The following is a 14,700-nucleotide window of genomic DNA, read 5'->3' as shown; positions in this document are numbered from 1 at the left end:
AGAGAGCTCAGAAGCCAACGCCGGTGGCTATCATGATAAGGGCACCGACGAGACCGAAGATGGCCATGGTCTCGGCCATAGCGGCGAATATGATTCCCTGGGTGAAGGTCTTCGGGTTCTTGGCGACGGCACCGATGCTGGCTCCGGCTATGATACCCTGCGGTATGGCCGAGAGGCTGGTGAGGCCGACTACGAGGCCGGCACTGAAGAGTATGACGCTTTTAACGATGTTGTCCATGTTGTTCGGGTCGGCGAACTTAAAGCCACCGCCAATGATCCCAGCGCTCATGAGTATCAGGAACAGGGTGATGAGTCCGTAGATGCTCTGGGTCATGGGCAGGCCCTCAAGAATGAGGGCGTTCCTGAAGTTCTTCTCGTCCTCAGCCACAGCTCCTGCCGCTGCTGCACCTGCTGCACTTACACCAAACGCCGAAGCTATACCTGCTATTCCCGCCGCGAGGGCGGCTCCAAGGGATACGTAAACTATCGGGTCCATCTTCCAGACACCTCCATCTTTTCATGCGTTTTCAACCTTAAGCGTTACCTCCGACACCTCCCTCCGGGACTTGAAGGGCTCGAAGGGCTTCCCCTCCCCGGAGTAGAAGGTGCCAAAGAACTCCACGTAGTGAAGGCGGAGAGAGTGAACGAAGGCACCAAGGGCGTTGATGGCTGTGGAGAACAGGTGCCCTCCAAAGAACAAAATCACGCCAATTATTGGGCCTATGTAAAGGAACTTGATTCCCCAGACCATCTGAACCAGGACGTTGATGACAATCGCTATTCCGCTGGTCGCCAGTGCAAGGGCCATTAAACGGGCGTAGCTGAGCCAGTTCCCCACGAAACCGAAGAAGTCCGAGATTATCATCAGGGCCGCTAGTCCGCCGTTGTTCAATATCTCACCGATGGCGAAGATCACGAGGCCGATTCCGAAGAGTGCCTTGGCGGAGTTAACGAAGGCCGGGACGTCCTTTCCTGTTGCAAACAGGGCTATTGCAAGTATTACGAGCATCCATGGAAGCTGATCGAAGAGAGCTCCCTTCTTGTCGCCGTTCTTCCACTTGACAACGAAGCCGATGGTATACCCCAGGAACAGGTGGGCGAGACCAACGGCCAGGGCAAGCATGAGGACGAACATCGGGTCTCTGAGTGGGTCAGCTATGCGCCACATCTGGAAGTCTGGATTCCCTGTCAGGGCCGCGCCCGCTATGTCCAGCGCGTTCCCGAAGAAGCTGCCGAAGAGGGCACCCATGGCCATGGTGAAGAACGAGCTCCAGAGGAGCGTGTAGGAAAACTTGTAGGTTCCATCGTTGAACTTCTTGTGTCCTTTGACCAGTAGTGCGGCAACTATTCCAACGATGAGACCGTAGAGGAAGTCAGTGAGCATGAAGCCGAAGAAGAACGAATAGGTGAACGCTATTATCGGCGTCGGGTCAATCTCGTTGTACTTCGGAACGCCGTACATCTGGGTGAGCATCTCGAAGGGCCTGGCCCAGCCAGGGTTCTTGAGCTTTATCGGGACGTCGTCGAGTTCATCCTCACTCGGCTCGCGGATGTTGATGTAGGCTTTGCCCTCTGTAATCTTTTTGATGCCCTCGAGAACCTTTGGAACCTCGCTCCTCGGGAGCCAGCCGGTCATGGCAAAGGTCATATTGGTCCTCGCGAGCATCGGAAGGGCGGTTGACTTATCGCGCTCGTTCTCCATAAGCTCCTGGTAGAAGACGACGTCATCGTAGTATTTCTCTGCCAGCATCTCGGCGTCCTTCTTGGCGCTCTCGAGCTCTTCCTCCTTTGCCCTGAGCTTCTCCTCGTACTCGCGGATGAGTTCCTTCGGGGTTCCCTTCCCCTCTGGAATCTCAATCCTCTCGAGGGAGTACTTAGCGAGTATTGGGTTGGCCTTCTCGTAGTCGGACTTGAGGAAGACGAAGACTGCCAGAATTTTATCCTTGAAGTCCTTGGAGACGACTACAGCCCTTCTCCCTGTGGCCTTCAGGATTTCCTCCATTAGAGGCCTGAACCTGTCTCTGTCAACGGTCCCAACGACTATCTCGAGCATGTCGGTGGATCTGAGGTAAGAAACATCGATGTTGAGTGATGTCAGGAGTTCGAGGACGGCTATCTCGCCTTTTATCCTCTCTATTTCAGTCTGGGTGGAGGTTATCTTGCCTTCAACTGCCTTTATCTCTGGCTCGACTTGAGCCAGAAAGCTCTCGACGTCCTTTATGAGCTTCTCGATGCCCTCGTAGAGGTACTTCTTCTTGACTCTCTCCTGGGGGAAGATGAACTCCTTTATGCCTCCTCCGGTGCTCCTCCTGTAGGCCTTGAGAAAGTCGACCAGCCTCGAAATGGTTATGCTGTACGATGCCGCTTTCCTGTGGTACTCGTTGGGGGAGTCCTTCTGAGCTGTCTTGACGTCCAGCTCCCTTATCTCCACCGCTCCGTTCTCGTGGAGATACGTGAGGAGGCTGTCCTTGTAGCGGTTGAGCGTGATGACCTCAATCTTTACCATCTCTTCGGGCCTGAACATAGTCAGCTCCCTCTCACGAGTGCTATGCCTGCAGAAATGGCTCTCTCAAGGTTGTTGGTGGCCTTCACCTTGAGCTCATCTATTTCTCTCTCACCCTCTTCGAGAATCTTCTTCGCCTCGTCCTCACCCTCAAGGCGGGCCTTCTCAATGAGGATCCGGGCCTGCTTCTCAGCGTCCTCGATGACTTCTTTCTCGATGAGCTTGGCCTCCTCGCGGGCCTTGAGAACTATCTCTTTGGCTTCCTCTTTGGCCTTCTCGATGCGTTCTTCGGCCTCTTTTTCAGCGTCAACAATCTGTTTGATGACGTCCTCCATGATTAGCCCCCCAATGACCCTAAAACAGGTTACCTCTGCACGTCGATTTTGGCTTTCCTAATCACTTTAAATAGTTTTTGGCCCCGGATTCAAAATATTGTGGAGAAAGAACAGAAATGGGCATAAAATTTGAAGAAAACCTTATGTTAACTTTCATTGTCGTGTTTTTTCCTCTCGAGAAGACCCTTCACGCCCTCCAGAGCGTTGTTCTTGGCGAAGACGATAACCTGGCCCTTCTCGGGGAGCTTCGTATCCCCAGACGGAATTATCAGGTTGCCCTTCTCGTCGTAAATGGCTATAATGAGGGCGTCCTTGGGCAGCTTCAAATCCTTCACGAGCTTTCCGGCCACATCACTGTTATCGTCGATGTTGAAGCGGACTATCTCTGCCCCTTCCTTCGGGAAGAGCACCCTGTCGAAGCCAGGTGTTACGATGTTTCTGCTTATGTACTCTGCGGCTATCTCCTCGGGGGAGATGACGAAGTCGAAGTACCTCTTGAGGTCGGTTACCTCCTCGAATATCTTCCGGTTCTTGGGATTGCCTATCCTGAGGGAGGTTCTTATCTTCGGGTTCAGGTGCTTCGCCAGTATGCAGGCGAGCAGGTTGGCATCGTCCTTACCAGTTAAAGCGGCGAAGGCGTCAGCCTGCTTGATGTTGGCCTCCTCAAGGGTTTTTGGGTCTGTGGCATCGCCCTCTATTACAAGGCCGTTTATGAGGAGGGAGAGCTCCTTCGCTCTTTCTTTGTTCATCTCGATTATGGTGACGTCGTGGCCGTCCTCCTCGAGCATTTTGGCAACGAGGAAGCCGACCCTCCCGGCACCCATTATCACGACGAACATCAGTCCTCACCGAGTAGGTATTTGGCTATCTCGGCGTAGGCCGGCCTGGTGATGAGTATTCCAATGAGGACGCCCAGTATTGTCGTGAATGCAAAGCCCTTGAGCGTTCCGACGAAGTACACCAGCAGGAAGCTCATGGCCGCGATTGTGGTCGCTGCAGAGGCGAATATTACGAAGAACGCCCTCCCCATCCTCTTCAGCACGCTGGCGCGCCTGGTTATTCTTTCGCTCCTCTCACCGCTGAGGAGCTCGTCGGTTATGACGACCTGCTGGTCAACGCCCGTACCTATAGCCGCTATGATACCCGCGATGCTCGGGAGGTCGAGGTTCCAGTTGATCAGTGCCGCAAAGCCGAGGATTATGATAACCTCAAAGAGGCTGGTGCTCGCCACCGGGATAGCTATCTTCCAGTTCCGGTAGTGGTAGTAGATTATGATGAGCACCGTCATGAGCGCCGCAAGTCCAGCGTAGAGGGCCTGGGTTTTGAAGTTCTCCCCGAGACGCGGGGAGATGAACTCCATTCCAACGACGTTGAGCTTGACCGGGAGCGAACCGCTCTTGAGGACGGTGTATATCGTGCTGGCCTCCCGCTCGGCGGTCAGCCTGTCGGGGGCACTTCCTGTGATCTGGACGTCTTGCTGGGGCTGGCCGGAGGCGAGACCCTCGCCGAGCGAGTAGGGACCGTAGAGGCCGAGGGCCTTAATGATAATCTGGCGGTCGCTCACGCCAGGTTCACCGGGGATGTAGCGGACGGTGAGGTTCATGTTCTCAAGCTCGGTCTGGAGCTCCTGTGGAACGTTGATGAGAACTATCTTGTCCTTACCCTGAGCGAGCTTAGCTATCTCCTCCGCGCTCTGGTTGGCGTAGGTGACGACCGTTATGTTGAACGCTTTGGTAATCCTCTCCAGCAGGGTCGGGGCGTTGGGGGCTTGGGCATTGAACTCGGTGCTGTTCATGAGTCTGTAGATGTTGTCCGGAACCACCATGAGGGAGTTGACGGGGGGATCAAGGAACATGTCAACCGGCCAGCCGGGCTTCCCCTCGGCAAGCTTCGCGAACTTCTCGGCGGCGGCCTTAGAAATCCTGAACGGGACGGCCCAGCTGTTGTCGGACTTTATCTGGTAGATCCCAACGTACTCGACGTCTTTACCGGTGCCGAATATCTCGCCGTTGAACTCCATGTAGAAAACGCCCTGGTTCTCTATCACGGCCTTTATCTGGTTGGCCTGTTCTTCGGTACTGACGTTAGCGACCTTCACAAGGACTATCTGGTTCCCCTGAGCCTCGATGGTTATGTCCCTCACTCCGAGGGTGTTCAGCCTCTTCTGAAGCGAATCAACGACGAGCTGCATCGTGTCGCTGTCGACGGGGTGCTCGGTCTGCGCAACGAGGGCGACACCGCCGGAGATGTCTATTCCAAAGGTCAGCGGTTTGAGCGCGAGGGTGGCTATTGAGCCGACGAGGAACAGGATGAGCAGTATGATCCTCCAGTTGAAAAGGAGCTTTTTGGTTCTCTTTTTCATGCGCTACCACCCCTTGGGTTCTTTGAGATGTACCACTTGAGCACGCCTGCGTTGAGCACCCACGTATTCATGAAATCAGCCAGCAGACCGAAGATGAGGACTATGGCTATGTTGTCGATGGTCTGACTGGTGGAGATGATCCACAGGACGAGGAGCGCACCGAGGGTGGTCGTGCTCATTGTGAATCCCGTCGAGACCGCGGATAGGTAGGCTTTGTCGACGGTGTCTTCCTTTCTCTTGAGGAGCTTTGTGGTGAGGAGTATGTTGCTGTCAACGGTGTAACCTATGAGCATCAGCAGCGCAGCTATCGTCGCGGTGGTCAGCTCGATCCCGAAGAGCCCCATGAGTGCCAGGGCGATTGTCATGTCCGAGAGGGCGGAGAATATTATCGTCATTGACGGAACCGGGTCCCTGAAGAACAGGAAGACCACCACCGCCATTGCCACGAAAGCCAGTGCTACGGCCCTGAGGCCCTGCTTCTGGGATATCTCTCCAAAGGTGGGCTGGACCTCACTGTGGGTGTATTCAGCATCAGGGTACATCTCCTTCATGATCCTGATTATCCCAGTTGGATCGGTGCCGACGGGTGCGTAGATCCTGACGCCCTTGTTGTCAACTCCTGTAAAGCTCTCCACTCTGACCTCGACCCCAAGCTTTCCGCTGAGATCCTTGGCCAGCTGGTCGGGATTGGCGCTGACGCCGTAGGCTGTAACGACCACACCGCCGCGCAGGTCTATCCCCAGCCTGGGGAAGTGAACCGCGAGAATGATAAGAGCCACCAGAAATACCACCAGTGGGTACAAAATCATCTTCCTGTATTCCATCTGAGCCAGAAAGCTCAAGCTCTTCCGTTTTCTTGCCCTGACGGCATCACTGGCCGTGGGCTTCTCCTTGATCTTGGGCTTCGACATAGCTTCACCCCGTCGTTAGTTTTCGCAAGACTTGTCGTTAGTTAGAAGTGCGGGTTTTAAAATTAGTGGTTCACGTCCAAAAATAGCCACCGGTGAGCGCGATTAACGGGGGTTCGGCAGGCATTTTTTCGATGAAAAAAGGCTCACACTTGGATTGAGAGGAATTGGTTAGGAACTCTCGGAAAATTTCAATAACGGCCAGTAAATCTATGCTCAATCCATTTCAGGCCCAGCCGAAACAGTTCAACAGAAAAACGGCCCGTTCACAGCTCTCCGCTTCGGGGCTTAACTTTAAAAAGGGTTGGTTATAGCTGGGATAGAGGTGAGAGCCATGAGCGAGATAGAGACGATCGGGTTTCACTACGTTGTTGAGGCGGCCGGTTGCGATCCCGAGGTTCTCAGTAACGCTGACAAGATAAGACAGATATTCCTCGAGGCAGCGAAGGTAAGCAACATGGAGGTCAAATCGAGCTATTTCTTCAGGTTCTCGCCGACCGGAGTGAGCGGCGTCGTAATCGTCGCGGAGAGCCACATCTCGGTTCACACCTGGCCGGAGAAGGGCTATGCCGCTCTGGACGTTTACACCTGCGGCACCAAGGCAGACCCGGAAAAGGCCGTCGATTACATACTCGAGAAGTTCAGGGCCAAGTACGCCCACGTCAGCGAGATAAAGCGCGGAATCGAGGAAGACGACGAGACCTACACCCACATGATAATGACGTGGGAAGAGGCCCTGAGAAAGAACGGAAACGGGCAGTGAATTCAAAGCAGCTTTTCTATCTCCTTCACCCTTTCGAGCGTGTCGCTGAGGATTTTCCTGACGTTCTCGACCTTGGCCTTCAGCTCGCGGTTCTCTTCCTCAAGCTCTCTGACTCTCTCCTCGAGCTTCCTGCACTCCTCCTCCGGAACGAGTTTTCCGCCGCCGGCCAATATCTCGATGTTCCTGACGAGCTCGTCAAGCTTGCCCTGCTTTATAAGCTCGTAGGTCTCCCTGACGAGCTGGCCCGCTTTCGTCTCGCCCTTGAGGTGCTTCCTGATCGTCTGCTCGGTCCTGCCGAGCTCTTCTGCTATTTCACCGGTGGTCATGCCAGCCTTCTCCCTGGCTATCGCTCCAGCGGCAACCGCTAAGCTGTCAACCCAGGTGAGCCTCTCGGCCGGATCCTTTATCAGCTCTATGACCTCCGGCCTGAAGAGCGTCGCGAAGAGGAGTATGCTCTCCAGCCTGTGTATCTCCTCCCTTCCGATCGGGTTCAGCGGAATCTCCATCTCCATCACCTCCTTTCAGCTTTTCACTCGGTTTCGACAATTCCCCCTCTCTTCAGGACCTTGTCGTGGTGGACGATTATCCCCCTGTCAGTTATCTCAAAGGGGTGCCTCCTCATGCTGTGGCTCGTCCCGCGCATCTTCCAGACTATGAGCGAGCGCTTGAGTTCGCCGTCTATCTCGTCGAGGTCGAGGCGGATTATGCCGTCGACGCCGTGCTCAACTCCGGGCCCGCCGAAACCACGCTCGCCAACGCTTATCTGACTGACGAAGATGCTCGTGACGCCAAGTCCAGCGAGAACCCTCTTTAACTGCATGACTATGCTCCTCGCCATGGCGGGCTTGTTTATGTAGAGGGTCGTTACAGAGTCAACGACGAGCCTTTTAGCTCCAATGTCCTTCACGGCCGTCCTTAGAACGTCTATGAACTCCCTAATGTCAGTGAGGTCGTGGACTATGTACTTCTCGTACTCCTTGCTCTTGCCGATTCCCGCTGTGAATGCATCAACCATAGCGAAGAGTCCCTCTTCCTCGTACTTCCTGACGTCCCAGCCGAACTGGGCCATGTTCTGTCTGACCTGAACTGGGTGCTCTTCAAGGGCCACGTATATTCCGGGCTCACCCATCTGGAGGCCGTTCCACAGGAACTGCTGTGAGAATATGCTCTTTCCCGTTCCGGGACCGCCGCTGAGCAGGACAACGTTTCGCTCCGGGATTCCTCCGTGGAGTATCTCGTCCATCCCTGGAATTCCCGTCTTCACTCTCTTGATCATGAGCGTCACCCCCTTTAGTTACCTTTCGTTACCATTGTACTCTAACGCCGAGGTTCTTAAAAAGGTTACGTCTGGTGAGAAAAGTCAGCGGTTCCTCCGGATGAACTCTCCGATGTCGGTGACGTTCAGAATGAACTTTTTCCTGCTCTCGGGGTTTATTCTACCTATGCCGAGGATTATACCGTTCTCGTCGTAGATTACGAGCTTCTTGGTGCCCTGCCAGTTGTAAGAGCGCACGCCGCTTCTCGGGACGTCCTTTCCGGTTGTGAAAAGAAAGCCCGCCTTGGGAGTTAGGACTGCGTAGTTCTTCTGAACATCAACAAAGTAGAAGAACTCAACGTTGGGGTAGAACTTCTCCACCAGATTCTTATCCACCTTTATCGTGCCGACGAAGGTGCCGTAGGCGTAGGGCTTCATTTTGAGGCCCTCTATCTCCCGCCAGACCCTCTCGTTCACCGCGTAGACGTCCCTAAAGCGGCCCTCAACCACCGCGAAGGTGTGGTGTCTAAGCTCGCCGTACTTCTCAGCCTCACGGAGGATTAGGTCGTACTCCCAGGCAGAGGCGCGGCGGTATTTAAGTTCTCGCTCCATAGTATCCACTTCATCAGGCGATACTTAAAAAGAAAACGAAAACGTTTTAACACTCTTACTTACTCAACCTTTCGTAGGACTATAACCGTGAATCTCTCTATTGGCAACGGCATATCCAGCCTAACTTGTCGATGTTCAGTTCTGTTAAGTGAAACAACAAGGTTCCTATCGTCATCGACCCACAAGGTCAATGGTCCAGCCTCCACAGATTTTATTCCACCCCATGCAATGCCAGTATTTCCAGATTTTCCCAAGTAAGTGAGTTCCAAGGGGCTAAATCCATAAACCGGACATTCTTCGTCACAGGTGTCGTCTCTAAAAATGGGTTTCTTGCTAATTTCGCCATCAATACGGACGACCTTATAGCACCAAGAAAATTCACTCGACATTTGTTGATCTAAAGCGGAAATAATGTCCATGTCAGCTGAGTCCCATAAGGTTATGATCAGTTTTCCGTCTCGGATCTCGAATGAGACCATAGTACCCCACCAATGGGTAAATCAATAGGTGGGGATTTAAACTTTTTGAAGTCCCCTTAACACGAGAGTGCTTGGGACAAGACACTGCTTCTATGGGTCACTTAGTTTCCGTTATCTCAAGCCGCTCTATCAGCTCCACAAAACCCTCCATGTCCGTCCTCTCGAACTCTCTCTCAAATTCAAGGCCCAGCTCTGCTATCTCCTCCGGGTCTATCGCCGTTTCCGGCTCTTCGGCGTTTATTCCGGGACAGCTCTCGTCGTAGTAGAGCCACAGTGTTTGGCCTTTGTACTCGAAGGGCTTCTCGCCCTCGACGCCGAGCGGCTTACGTGAGACCATGAACGGGTAGATCCTGCAGATTATCGGGTTGGCGTCGTGTATCTTGCACTTCCCTGTCTCCGGGTCGTGGAAGACGCAGCCGAGGTCCCACTCCCTCACCGCAAGGACGAAGCGTATCTGGTTGCCCTCGACCGAGAAGGTTACGAAGTCCTGGGGGTCGTGACCCTTCCGGGCGATTCTCTCTATATCCTTTAATGTTAGATAGACGTGTCTTCCGCGACAGCAGTCTAGGCAGTAGAGGCATTTGAACGGCACGGGCTCGGTAAAGGGTTTGGGTTTGAAGCGCATGGAAACCATTCCACGCCGGGGTTAAAAAGCCATCGAACCGTCATTGTACAGATTTGTGCAATGAATCCTTTTCATGTTCCTGCTCATCGACGCCGTGATGCCCACCAACTGACCTGAGTGGGGTGTGGTTATCTGAATCTTCGTCGTGGGGGCGAGCTTCGTAACCTCCTGGAGAGCCATGTCTATGAAGAAGAACCGGAGCTCTAGGTTTGGAGCTCAGCTTCTAAGGCACTCTTTTTTTATTATTTCTTTGGATAGGTGGCCTTGAAGGCGCCCCAGTCAGATTTCGGCCCGTAGGTCACTGTGAAGTTCACCAGCTCGTAGTTTTCGGGAGTTCCCTCTGGCTTGTAGAGTATCAGGTGGTAGGAGCCATCGAGGTACCAGTAGGAACCGGGAGGTATGCGGAAGGTGTATCTCGATATCGTGACCTCACGGACGCAGCTTGCCCTTTTAGTGTACTTCGTCCCGTCCCAGACCACCGCATCCATGCACCACCCCGGCGTGGTGAGTCTAACGACCACGTAATCGCTGTAGTCCTCGTCCCCCTTAAGGACAAGGTTGTTGTAAAGGTCCACGGCGTTATTCCAGCTGAAATCGCCTAGGGTTATGTTCTGCATGAGCAGTATCTGGCCCCTTGGAGACGCTACCCCGTAGGGCACGGGATTGTGGGAGATTATGGGGTAGTAGACCAAGTAAAAGATGATCAGCCCGAAGAGAACTGCTATGGCGAGCACCTTGAGCCTGAATGATGTCTCGTAGGAAATCTTCATCTCACAGCACCTCAGGAACTTTTAACTGCAACCTTGAAGGCGCCCCAGTCGGTTCTTTCTCCGTAGGTCACTGTAAAGTTCACCAGCTCGTAGTTCTGAACCGGGCTGTTCTTGTGGAAGACTATTATGTATCCCTTCTCAAGGTTCCAGCTGACTATCTCCTTGGCCTCGCGGGTTGGGACCCTGTTGAACGCGTACTTGCTCAGGGGAAATTCCCTCAAACACTCGTACTTTCTTGTCCAACCGCTGGAGGAGCCTCCCCAGATCCAAAGGTCAGCGCACCATCCCGGCGTGGAAATCTTGATGGTGAGGGTATCCTCCATCTCGTCCTTTCCTCCGAGGACGAGGGCGTTGTTCTCGGCCGTGAAAGGAACGACGTTGGTGTAATTTACTCCCATCATGGAAAAGTTCTTGGCGAGGAGTATCTGCCCCTTTGGGGAGGACACACGAAAAGGATCCACCTCATGCGAGATCAGGGGATAGTAAACTGTCATGAATATGGCGATCCCAAAGATAACCGCGAGGAGACCGACCTTGATCCTAAAGCTCGTTTCGTATGAGAGACGGGGTTTACCATTCTTCCCCATTAAGACCCCCTGGCTTGAAGTTGTCCGTTCCTGTTTAAAAGTTTTACGAGGATGAAAAAGTTGGAGTTTTATAAAAGCAAGTTAAGGGATCCGCAGGACTATGTGTTGAGGTCTCTGGCTATCCTCTCAATGTCCTTCAGCGTTAGATAGACGTGTCTTCCGCGACAGCAGTCTAGGCAGTAGAGGCATTTGAACGGCACGGGCTCGATAAAGGGTTTAGGTTTGAAACGCATGGTCTTAGGTCAGACGAAGCGCTTATAAGTTTGCCGAAATTTTAGTTACTCAACCACAGAAAAATTTTTAAGCCAATAAAGAAACTTTTTGTGAAAAAATTTGGGGGTGGGATAATGGAGTATGGAGAGGTAAAGAAGAACTGGATATGGATGCTGGGTCTGGGGATAATCTTCACGACCCTGGGCTTTGCGGGATTAATGATACTGCCTCTGCTGACAATAACGAGCGTGGCAATCTTCGGTGCCTTCATGGTCGTTGGCGGAGCACTGCAGGTTATCCAGGGAATCACGAAGACCAAGGACTGGAAGAGCAGAACTCTCCACATCATTATGGGTGCGATATACGTAATAGGCGGTATAGCGACACTTGAAAACCCGGTACTGGCAACGACGATTTTGACGCTGGTTCTTGGCTTCTCGCTGATAACCATCGGAGCGATAAGGATTGGAGTGGCCCTTCAGAACAAAGACATCAGCCAGTGGGCCCTTATGACGCTTTCAGGTTTCCTTACAATCCTCCTGGGATTCATGATAGTTATTCAGTGGCCCTGGTCAGGCCTCTGGGCAGTTGGACTCTTCGTGTCGGTTGACCTGATAATGAGCGGGCTCAACTTCATTGCGATAGCTTTAAGTGCAAAAATGGAGCACACCCAAGGACAGAAAAACCCATCCACGGGGTGAGGCCCACTGCTGGCACTCGTTTCCCTTATTTTAGTTATAACCCTCTCAATGATCATAGTCAGAATAGGCGCGATAGCCCTCGAAATGACAGGCCTATCAAGGGACATTGCCGCCTTCCAAGCCCAGTCGGCTTTCTCTGGTACAGGTTTCACGACAAGCGAGAGTGAATACGTTGTTTCCCACCCCGTCAGGAGGAAGATAATCAGGGTTCTAATATTCCTTGGGAGCGCGGGGATTACATCTGCCATAGCAACCCTCGTCATGGCCTTTGCCGGCAAGAGCAGGAACGAGACTATAACCTCCATCTCAATTCTCGGCCTGAGCTTGATCCTCCTTTACCTCATCTTCACGTCCAAGAGGATTGAACGCTGGATGAGGCGCTGGATAAAGCGCTTTTTGGCAAGGGCTTTCCCCGAGCTGAGGGTTTACGACTACAGCCAGCTACTCGGCATAACGAAGGGCTATTCCATATCCCAGATAAGGGTCAAGAGAAACAGCTGGCTCGCAAACAAGACTCTAAGGGAGCTTGAACTTGACAAAGAAGGAATCCTTGTGCTAGGAATATATAGAAAGACCGAGAAGGGCGAGGTCTACCTTGGTGCCCCAAAGGGGGACACAGTCATACTCCCTGGAGACTTGCTCATCTGCTACGGCCCTGAGGAAGCCCTGATAAATCTCTCCGAGAGACTGAAGGGAAGCAAGGGCGAGAGGGAGCATGAGGAAGCCATCAAGAAGGCAGAGCTAAGGAGAACAGAGGAAGAGATAATGGCAAACACTTAAGTGTTCAAGTGTGCGTCAAAATCTTTGCTCTTTTTGTAGTCAGCGTAGCCTTTATCGAGCTTCTTAGCAACGTATGGGCCGTTCTTCCTGTAACCGAACTTCCTGTAATATTCCCTCACGCCAACGCCGCTTATGACGAGCATCTTCTTCACGTCGAACTCCTCTTTGGCTATCCTCTCCGCCTCGCTTAAAAGCTCCCTGCCGTAGCCTCTGTGTTGCCACTCATAGCGGGGCTTTCCGCCTATCGGAACGAGCGGGCCGTAGACGTGGAGCTCCCTGACTATAGCTGAGGGACAACAGTTTATCTCCTTCCTGGGGGCTTTTTCGCTTGGAATCCTTAGGCGGATGAAGCCGATGAGGATGTCGTTTTTGATGTCTTCGAAGCTGAGGAAGATTTCCCTTCCGCCAGCGGCGTCATAGTCCTCGCGGAGGAGCTTTATGTGCTCGACCTCAGGCTCAACTCCAAACTTCTCCATCTGGTGGCCCACTTCCCTGAAGCGAATCTCCCTCGGCCTTATGCCGCGCTTAATCAGCTCGTTGAAGACGAGCTGGCCGAGGTTCGAGTGCTTAACCCCATCAACGATTAATTGGACCGGTATGTCGCGCTGGATTCTCATTACCCTAACCCACTTGGGGAAGTACTTGTAAGCCTCGACGAGAAGCTCAACTGCCTCCTCGGTAGTGTAAGGCCTGTATTTGCCTTCCTTCCACCAGCGGTAGAGCGGCGCATCTGCGGTGACCAGCGTCGGGTATATCTTGAGCATGTCGGGCCTGAAGCGCGGGTCCTCGAAGATGGCCCTGAAGGTGTGCAGATCCCTCTCGAAGTTGCTTCCAGGCAAACCGGGCATTATGTGGTAGTTGATTTTCAAACCAGCATCGCGGAGGAGCTGGGTGGCTTTGATTATTTCCTCAACGCCGTGGCCCCTCTTGGTCCTCTCGTGGATGAAGTTGAAGACCGTCTGGACGCCCAATTCAACCCTGGTAGTCCCAAAGCGGAGCATCCTGTCTATCTGCCTCTCGAAGGCCCAGTCCGGGCGCGTTTCTATGGTTAAACCAACCATCCTGACCCTAGCCTTTTCATTCTTCCTCTGCTCCTCCTCGAGGTAGTAGTAGGGCCTCCTGTGCGTTTTAAGCCAGGCCTCTTTGAATTTCGGATCCTCCTCAAAAACCGACTCGTCTCTCTTAACAATCAGCCGTACGAGCTTCTCCTCAAGGTTCTCGATGTCCCTGAAGTGCGGAAAGTCGTTCATTGCCTTGAAGGCACACTTGACGAACCATTCCTGGTAATCAAGGTCGACCGCCGGGAAGGTTCCTCCCTGGATTATCACCTCAACCTTATCGACGTCATGGCCGATGTCAGTGAGCTGTTTGAGGCGGCGCATCATAATGATGTAAGGATGATAAGCGCTCTGGACTGCCCTCAAAGCCGAAGGCTCCTTTCCCGTGTAGCTCTGCGGAGAACCAATTGCCGGTCCGCCGGGGCAGTAGATGCAACGCCCATGAGGACAGGGGAAGGGCTTGGTCATCATAGCCACAACGGCGACACCGCTTATCGTCCTCGTCGGCTTCCTCTTGAGGAGCTCCCTAAAGCGCTCGCGCTCCTCCTCTGGAATAGCCTTGAGTACCTCCGAGTTACCGGGAATCTTTGAGAGGTGATACTTCCGGGATACAATAATCTTGTAGCGGTTGAGCTCTTCTCTGCTCTTTATCTCGCCAGACAGGACAGCCCTCGCTATCTCCTCAACTGCCTTTTTGAAGTCCTCACCGTTCATATTCTTCACTCCCGACCCAGCTTAGGGGGCGGTTT

Annotated in this window: 17 protein-coding genes and 1 pseudogene; 3 read left to right on the top strand and 15 right to left on the bottom strand. The window is 53.2% G+C overall.

Annotated elements, in window-relative coordinates; all coding sequences use genetic code 11:
• Nucleotides 1-7: 7 nt before the first annotated feature.
• The 6 genes from A3L08_RS02595 to A3L08_RS02570 all read right to left on the bottom strand — a co-directional run bounded on the left by A3L08_RS02595 (nt 8) and on the right by A3L08_RS02570 (nt 6,111).
• Nucleotides 8-496, bottom strand: coding sequence for a V-type ATP synthase subunit K (locus A3L08_RS02595; RefSeq protein WP_088853555.1), 489 nt, complete (start codon nt 494-496; stop codon nt 8-10).
• A 21-nt stretch (nt 497-517) separates the two neighbouring features.
• Entirely contained in the window at nt 518-2,524 is a 2,007-nt protein-coding gene (locus tag A3L08_RS02590) for a V-type ATP synthase subunit I (RefSeq protein WP_088853554.1), read from the bottom strand.
• Nucleotides 2,525-2,526: 2 nt separating this feature from the next.
• Complete coding sequence (locus tag A3L08_RS02585) at nt 2,527-2,838, bottom strand: V-type ATP synthase subunit H (RefSeq protein ID WP_088853553.1); 312 nt, start codon at nt 2,836-2,838, stop codon at nt 2,527-2,529.
• 146 nt (nt 2,839-2,984) lie between these two features.
• On the bottom strand, nt 2,985-3,677 hold the full coding sequence (locus A3L08_RS02580) for a potassium channel family protein (protein WP_088853552.1): 693 nt from the start codon (nt 3,675-3,677) through the stop codon (nt 2,985-2,987).
• Nucleotides 3,677-5,200: a preprotein translocase subunit SecD gene (locus A3L08_RS02575; RefSeq protein WP_088853551.1), complete on the bottom strand. Its 1,524-nt coding sequence runs from the start codon at nt 5,198-5,200 to the stop codon at nt 3,677-3,679. Before A3L08_RS02575 ends, A3L08_RS02580 begins: the two co-directional genes overlap by 1 nt.
• A complete protein-coding gene (locus A3L08_RS02570) occupies nt 5,197-6,111 on the bottom strand; it encodes a protein translocase subunit SecF (protein ID WP_088853550.1) in 915 nt (304 codons plus the stop codon). Before A3L08_RS02570 ends, A3L08_RS02575 begins: the two co-directional genes overlap by 4 nt.
• Nucleotides 6,112-6,451: 340 nt before the next feature.
• Here A3L08_RS02570 and speD point away from each other — a divergent pair, with 340 nt between their 5' ends.
• Nucleotides 6,452-6,871, top strand: coding sequence for an adenosylmethionine decarboxylase (gene speD / locus A3L08_RS02565; RefSeq protein ID WP_088854870.1), 420 nt, complete (start codon nt 6,452-6,454; stop codon nt 6,869-6,871).
• Between the two features lie 2 nt (nt 6,872-6,873).
• Here the strand turns inward: speD and A3L08_RS02560 are convergent, their stop codons facing one another.
• The 8 genes and pseudogenes from A3L08_RS02560 to A3L08_RS02525 form a co-directional block, all read right to left on the bottom strand.
• Nucleotides 6,874-7,377, bottom strand: a complete 504-nt coding sequence (locus A3L08_RS02560; protein WP_088853549.1) for a hypothetical protein — start codon at nt 7,375-7,377, stop codon at nt 6,874-6,876.
• Between the two features lie 23 nt (nt 7,378-7,400).
• Nucleotides 7,401-8,147 carry a KaiC domain-containing protein gene (locus tag A3L08_RS02555; protein ID WP_088853548.1) on the bottom strand — a complete coding sequence of 249 codons (747 nt, stop codon included), beginning with the start codon at nt 8,145-8,147 and terminating at the stop codon, nt 7,401-7,403.
• Between the two features lie 84 nt (nt 8,148-8,231).
• Complete coding sequence (locus tag A3L08_RS02550) at nt 8,232-8,738, bottom strand: PUA domain-containing protein (RefSeq protein ID WP_088853547.1); 507 nt, start codon at nt 8,736-8,738, stop codon at nt 8,232-8,234.
• Between the two features lie 59 nt (nt 8,739-8,797).
• Nucleotides 8,798-9,217 carry a hypothetical protein gene (locus A3L08_RS02545; protein WP_088853546.1) on the bottom strand — a complete coding sequence of 140 codons (420 nt, stop codon included), beginning with the start codon at nt 9,215-9,217 and terminating at the stop codon, nt 8,798-8,800.
• 97 nt (nt 9,218-9,314) lie between these two features.
• Nucleotides 9,315-9,842: a YkgJ family cysteine cluster protein gene (locus tag A3L08_RS02540; protein WP_088853545.1), complete on the bottom strand. Its 528-nt coding sequence runs from the start codon at nt 9,840-9,842 to the stop codon at nt 9,315-9,317.
• Nucleotides 9,843-10,084: 242 nt separating this feature from the next.
• The gene (locus tag A3L08_RS02535) at nt 10,085-10,612 is read right to left on the bottom strand and encodes a hypothetical protein (RefSeq protein WP_088853544.1); all 528 of its coding nucleotides are present in this window, start codon (nt 10,610-10,612) and stop codon (nt 10,085-10,087) included.
• An 11-nt stretch (nt 10,613-10,623) separates the two neighbouring features.
• Nucleotides 10,624-11,199, bottom strand: a complete 576-nt coding sequence (locus tag A3L08_RS02530; protein WP_088853543.1) for a hypothetical protein — start codon at nt 11,197-11,199, stop codon at nt 10,624-10,626.
• Between the two features lie 113 nt (nt 11,200-11,312).
• Nucleotides 11,313-11,432, bottom strand: a pseudogene (locus A3L08_RS02525) (YkgJ family cysteine cluster protein); the annotation flags it as partial.
• 114 nt (nt 11,433-11,546) lie between these two features.
• Between A3L08_RS02525 and A3L08_RS02520 the strand changes: the two are divergent.
• Nucleotides 11,547-12,113, top strand: a complete 567-nt coding sequence (locus tag A3L08_RS02520) for an HdeD family acid-resistance protein (RefSeq protein WP_088853542.1) — start codon at nt 11,547-11,549, stop codon at nt 12,111-12,113.
• 48 nt (nt 12,114-12,161) lie between these two features.
• Nucleotides 12,162-12,893 carry a potassium channel family protein gene (locus tag A3L08_RS02515; RefSeq protein WP_394335134.1) on the top strand — a complete coding sequence of 244 codons (732 nt, stop codon included), beginning with the start codon at nt 12,162-12,164 and terminating at the stop codon, nt 12,891-12,893.
• On the opposite strand, the gene A3L08_RS02510 is transcribed toward A3L08_RS02515, so the two are convergent.
• Entirely contained in the window at nt 12,890-14,665 is a 1,776-nt protein-coding gene (locus A3L08_RS02510) for a tRNA uridine(34) 5-carboxymethylaminomethyl modification radical SAM/GNAT enzyme Elp3 (RefSeq protein ID WP_088853540.1), read from the bottom strand. The two genes, A3L08_RS02515 and A3L08_RS02510, sit on opposite strands and share 4 nt — an antisense overlap.
• Between the last annotated feature and the right edge of the window lie 35 nt (nt 14,666-14,700).

The organism is Thermococcus pacificus (assembly GCF_002214485.1).
In the GTDB taxonomy this organism is placed as follows: Archaea; Methanobacteriota_B; Thermococci; order Thermococcales; family Thermococcaceae; genus Thermococcus; species Thermococcus pacificus.
Note: the sequence above shows the minus strand (reverse complement) of the source record. Positions and strands in the feature narration are given on the sequence as shown.

Excerpts from the sequence above, each read along its gene's own strand:
- A3L08_RS02595 (WP_088853555.1), bottom strand. The coding sequence starts at position 496 with ATGGACCCGATAGTTTACGTATCCCTTGGAGCCGCCCTCGCGGCGGGA.
- A3L08_RS02590 (WP_088853554.1), bottom strand. The coding sequence starts at position 2,524 with ATGTTCAGGCCCGAAGAGATGGTAAAGATTGAGGTCATCACGCTCAAC.
- A3L08_RS02585 (WP_088853553.1), bottom strand. The coding sequence starts at position 2,838 with ATGGAGGACGTCATCAAACAGATTGTTGACGCTGAAAAAGAGGCCGAA.
- A3L08_RS02580 (WP_088853552.1), bottom strand. The coding sequence starts at position 3,677 with ATGTTCGTCGTGATAATGGGTGCCGGGAGGGTCGGCTTCCTCGTTGCC.
- A3L08_RS02575 (WP_088853551.1), bottom strand. The coding sequence starts at position 5,200 with ATGAAAAAGAGAACCAAAAAGCTCCTTTTCAACTGGAGGATCATACTG.
- A3L08_RS02570 (WP_088853550.1), bottom strand. The coding sequence starts at position 6,111 with ATGTCGAAGCCCAAGATCAAGGAGAAGCCCACGGCCAGTGATGCCGTC.
- A3L08_RS02560 (WP_088853549.1), bottom strand. The coding sequence starts at position 7,377 with ATGGAGATTCCGCTGAACCCGATCGGAAGGGAGGAGATACACAGGCTG.
- A3L08_RS02555 (WP_088853548.1), bottom strand. The coding sequence starts at position 8,147 with ATGATCAAGAGAGTGAAGACGGGAATTCCAGGGATGGACGAGATACTC.
- A3L08_RS02550 (WP_088853547.1), bottom strand. The coding sequence starts at position 8,738 with ATGGAGCGAGAACTTAAATACCGCCGCGCCTCTGCCTGGGAGTACGAC.
- A3L08_RS02545 (WP_088853546.1), bottom strand. The coding sequence starts at position 9,217 with ATGGTCTCATTCGAGATCCGAGACGGAAAACTGATCATAACCTTATGG.
- A3L08_RS02540 (WP_088853545.1), bottom strand. The coding sequence starts at position 9,842 with ATGCGCTTCAAACCCAAACCCTTTACCGAGCCCGTGCCGTTCAAATGC.
- A3L08_RS02535 (WP_088853544.1), bottom strand. The coding sequence starts at position 10,612 with ATGAAGATTTCCTACGAGACATCATTCAGGCTCAAGGTGCTCGCCATA.
- A3L08_RS02530 (WP_088853543.1), bottom strand. The coding sequence starts at position 11,199 with ATGGGGAAGAATGGTAAACCCCGTCTCTCATACGAAACGAGCTTTAGG.
- A3L08_RS02520 (WP_088853542.1), top strand. The coding sequence starts at position 11,547 with ATGGAGTATGGAGAGGTAAAGAAGAACTGGATATGGATGCTGGGTCTG.
- A3L08_RS02515 (WP_394335134.1), top strand. The coding sequence starts at position 12,162 with ATGATCATAGTCAGAATAGGCGCGATAGCCCTCGAAATGACAGGCCTA.
- A3L08_RS02510 (WP_088853540.1), bottom strand. The coding sequence starts at position 14,665 with ATGAACGGTGAGGACTTCAAAAAGGCAGTTGAGGAGATAGCGAGGGCT.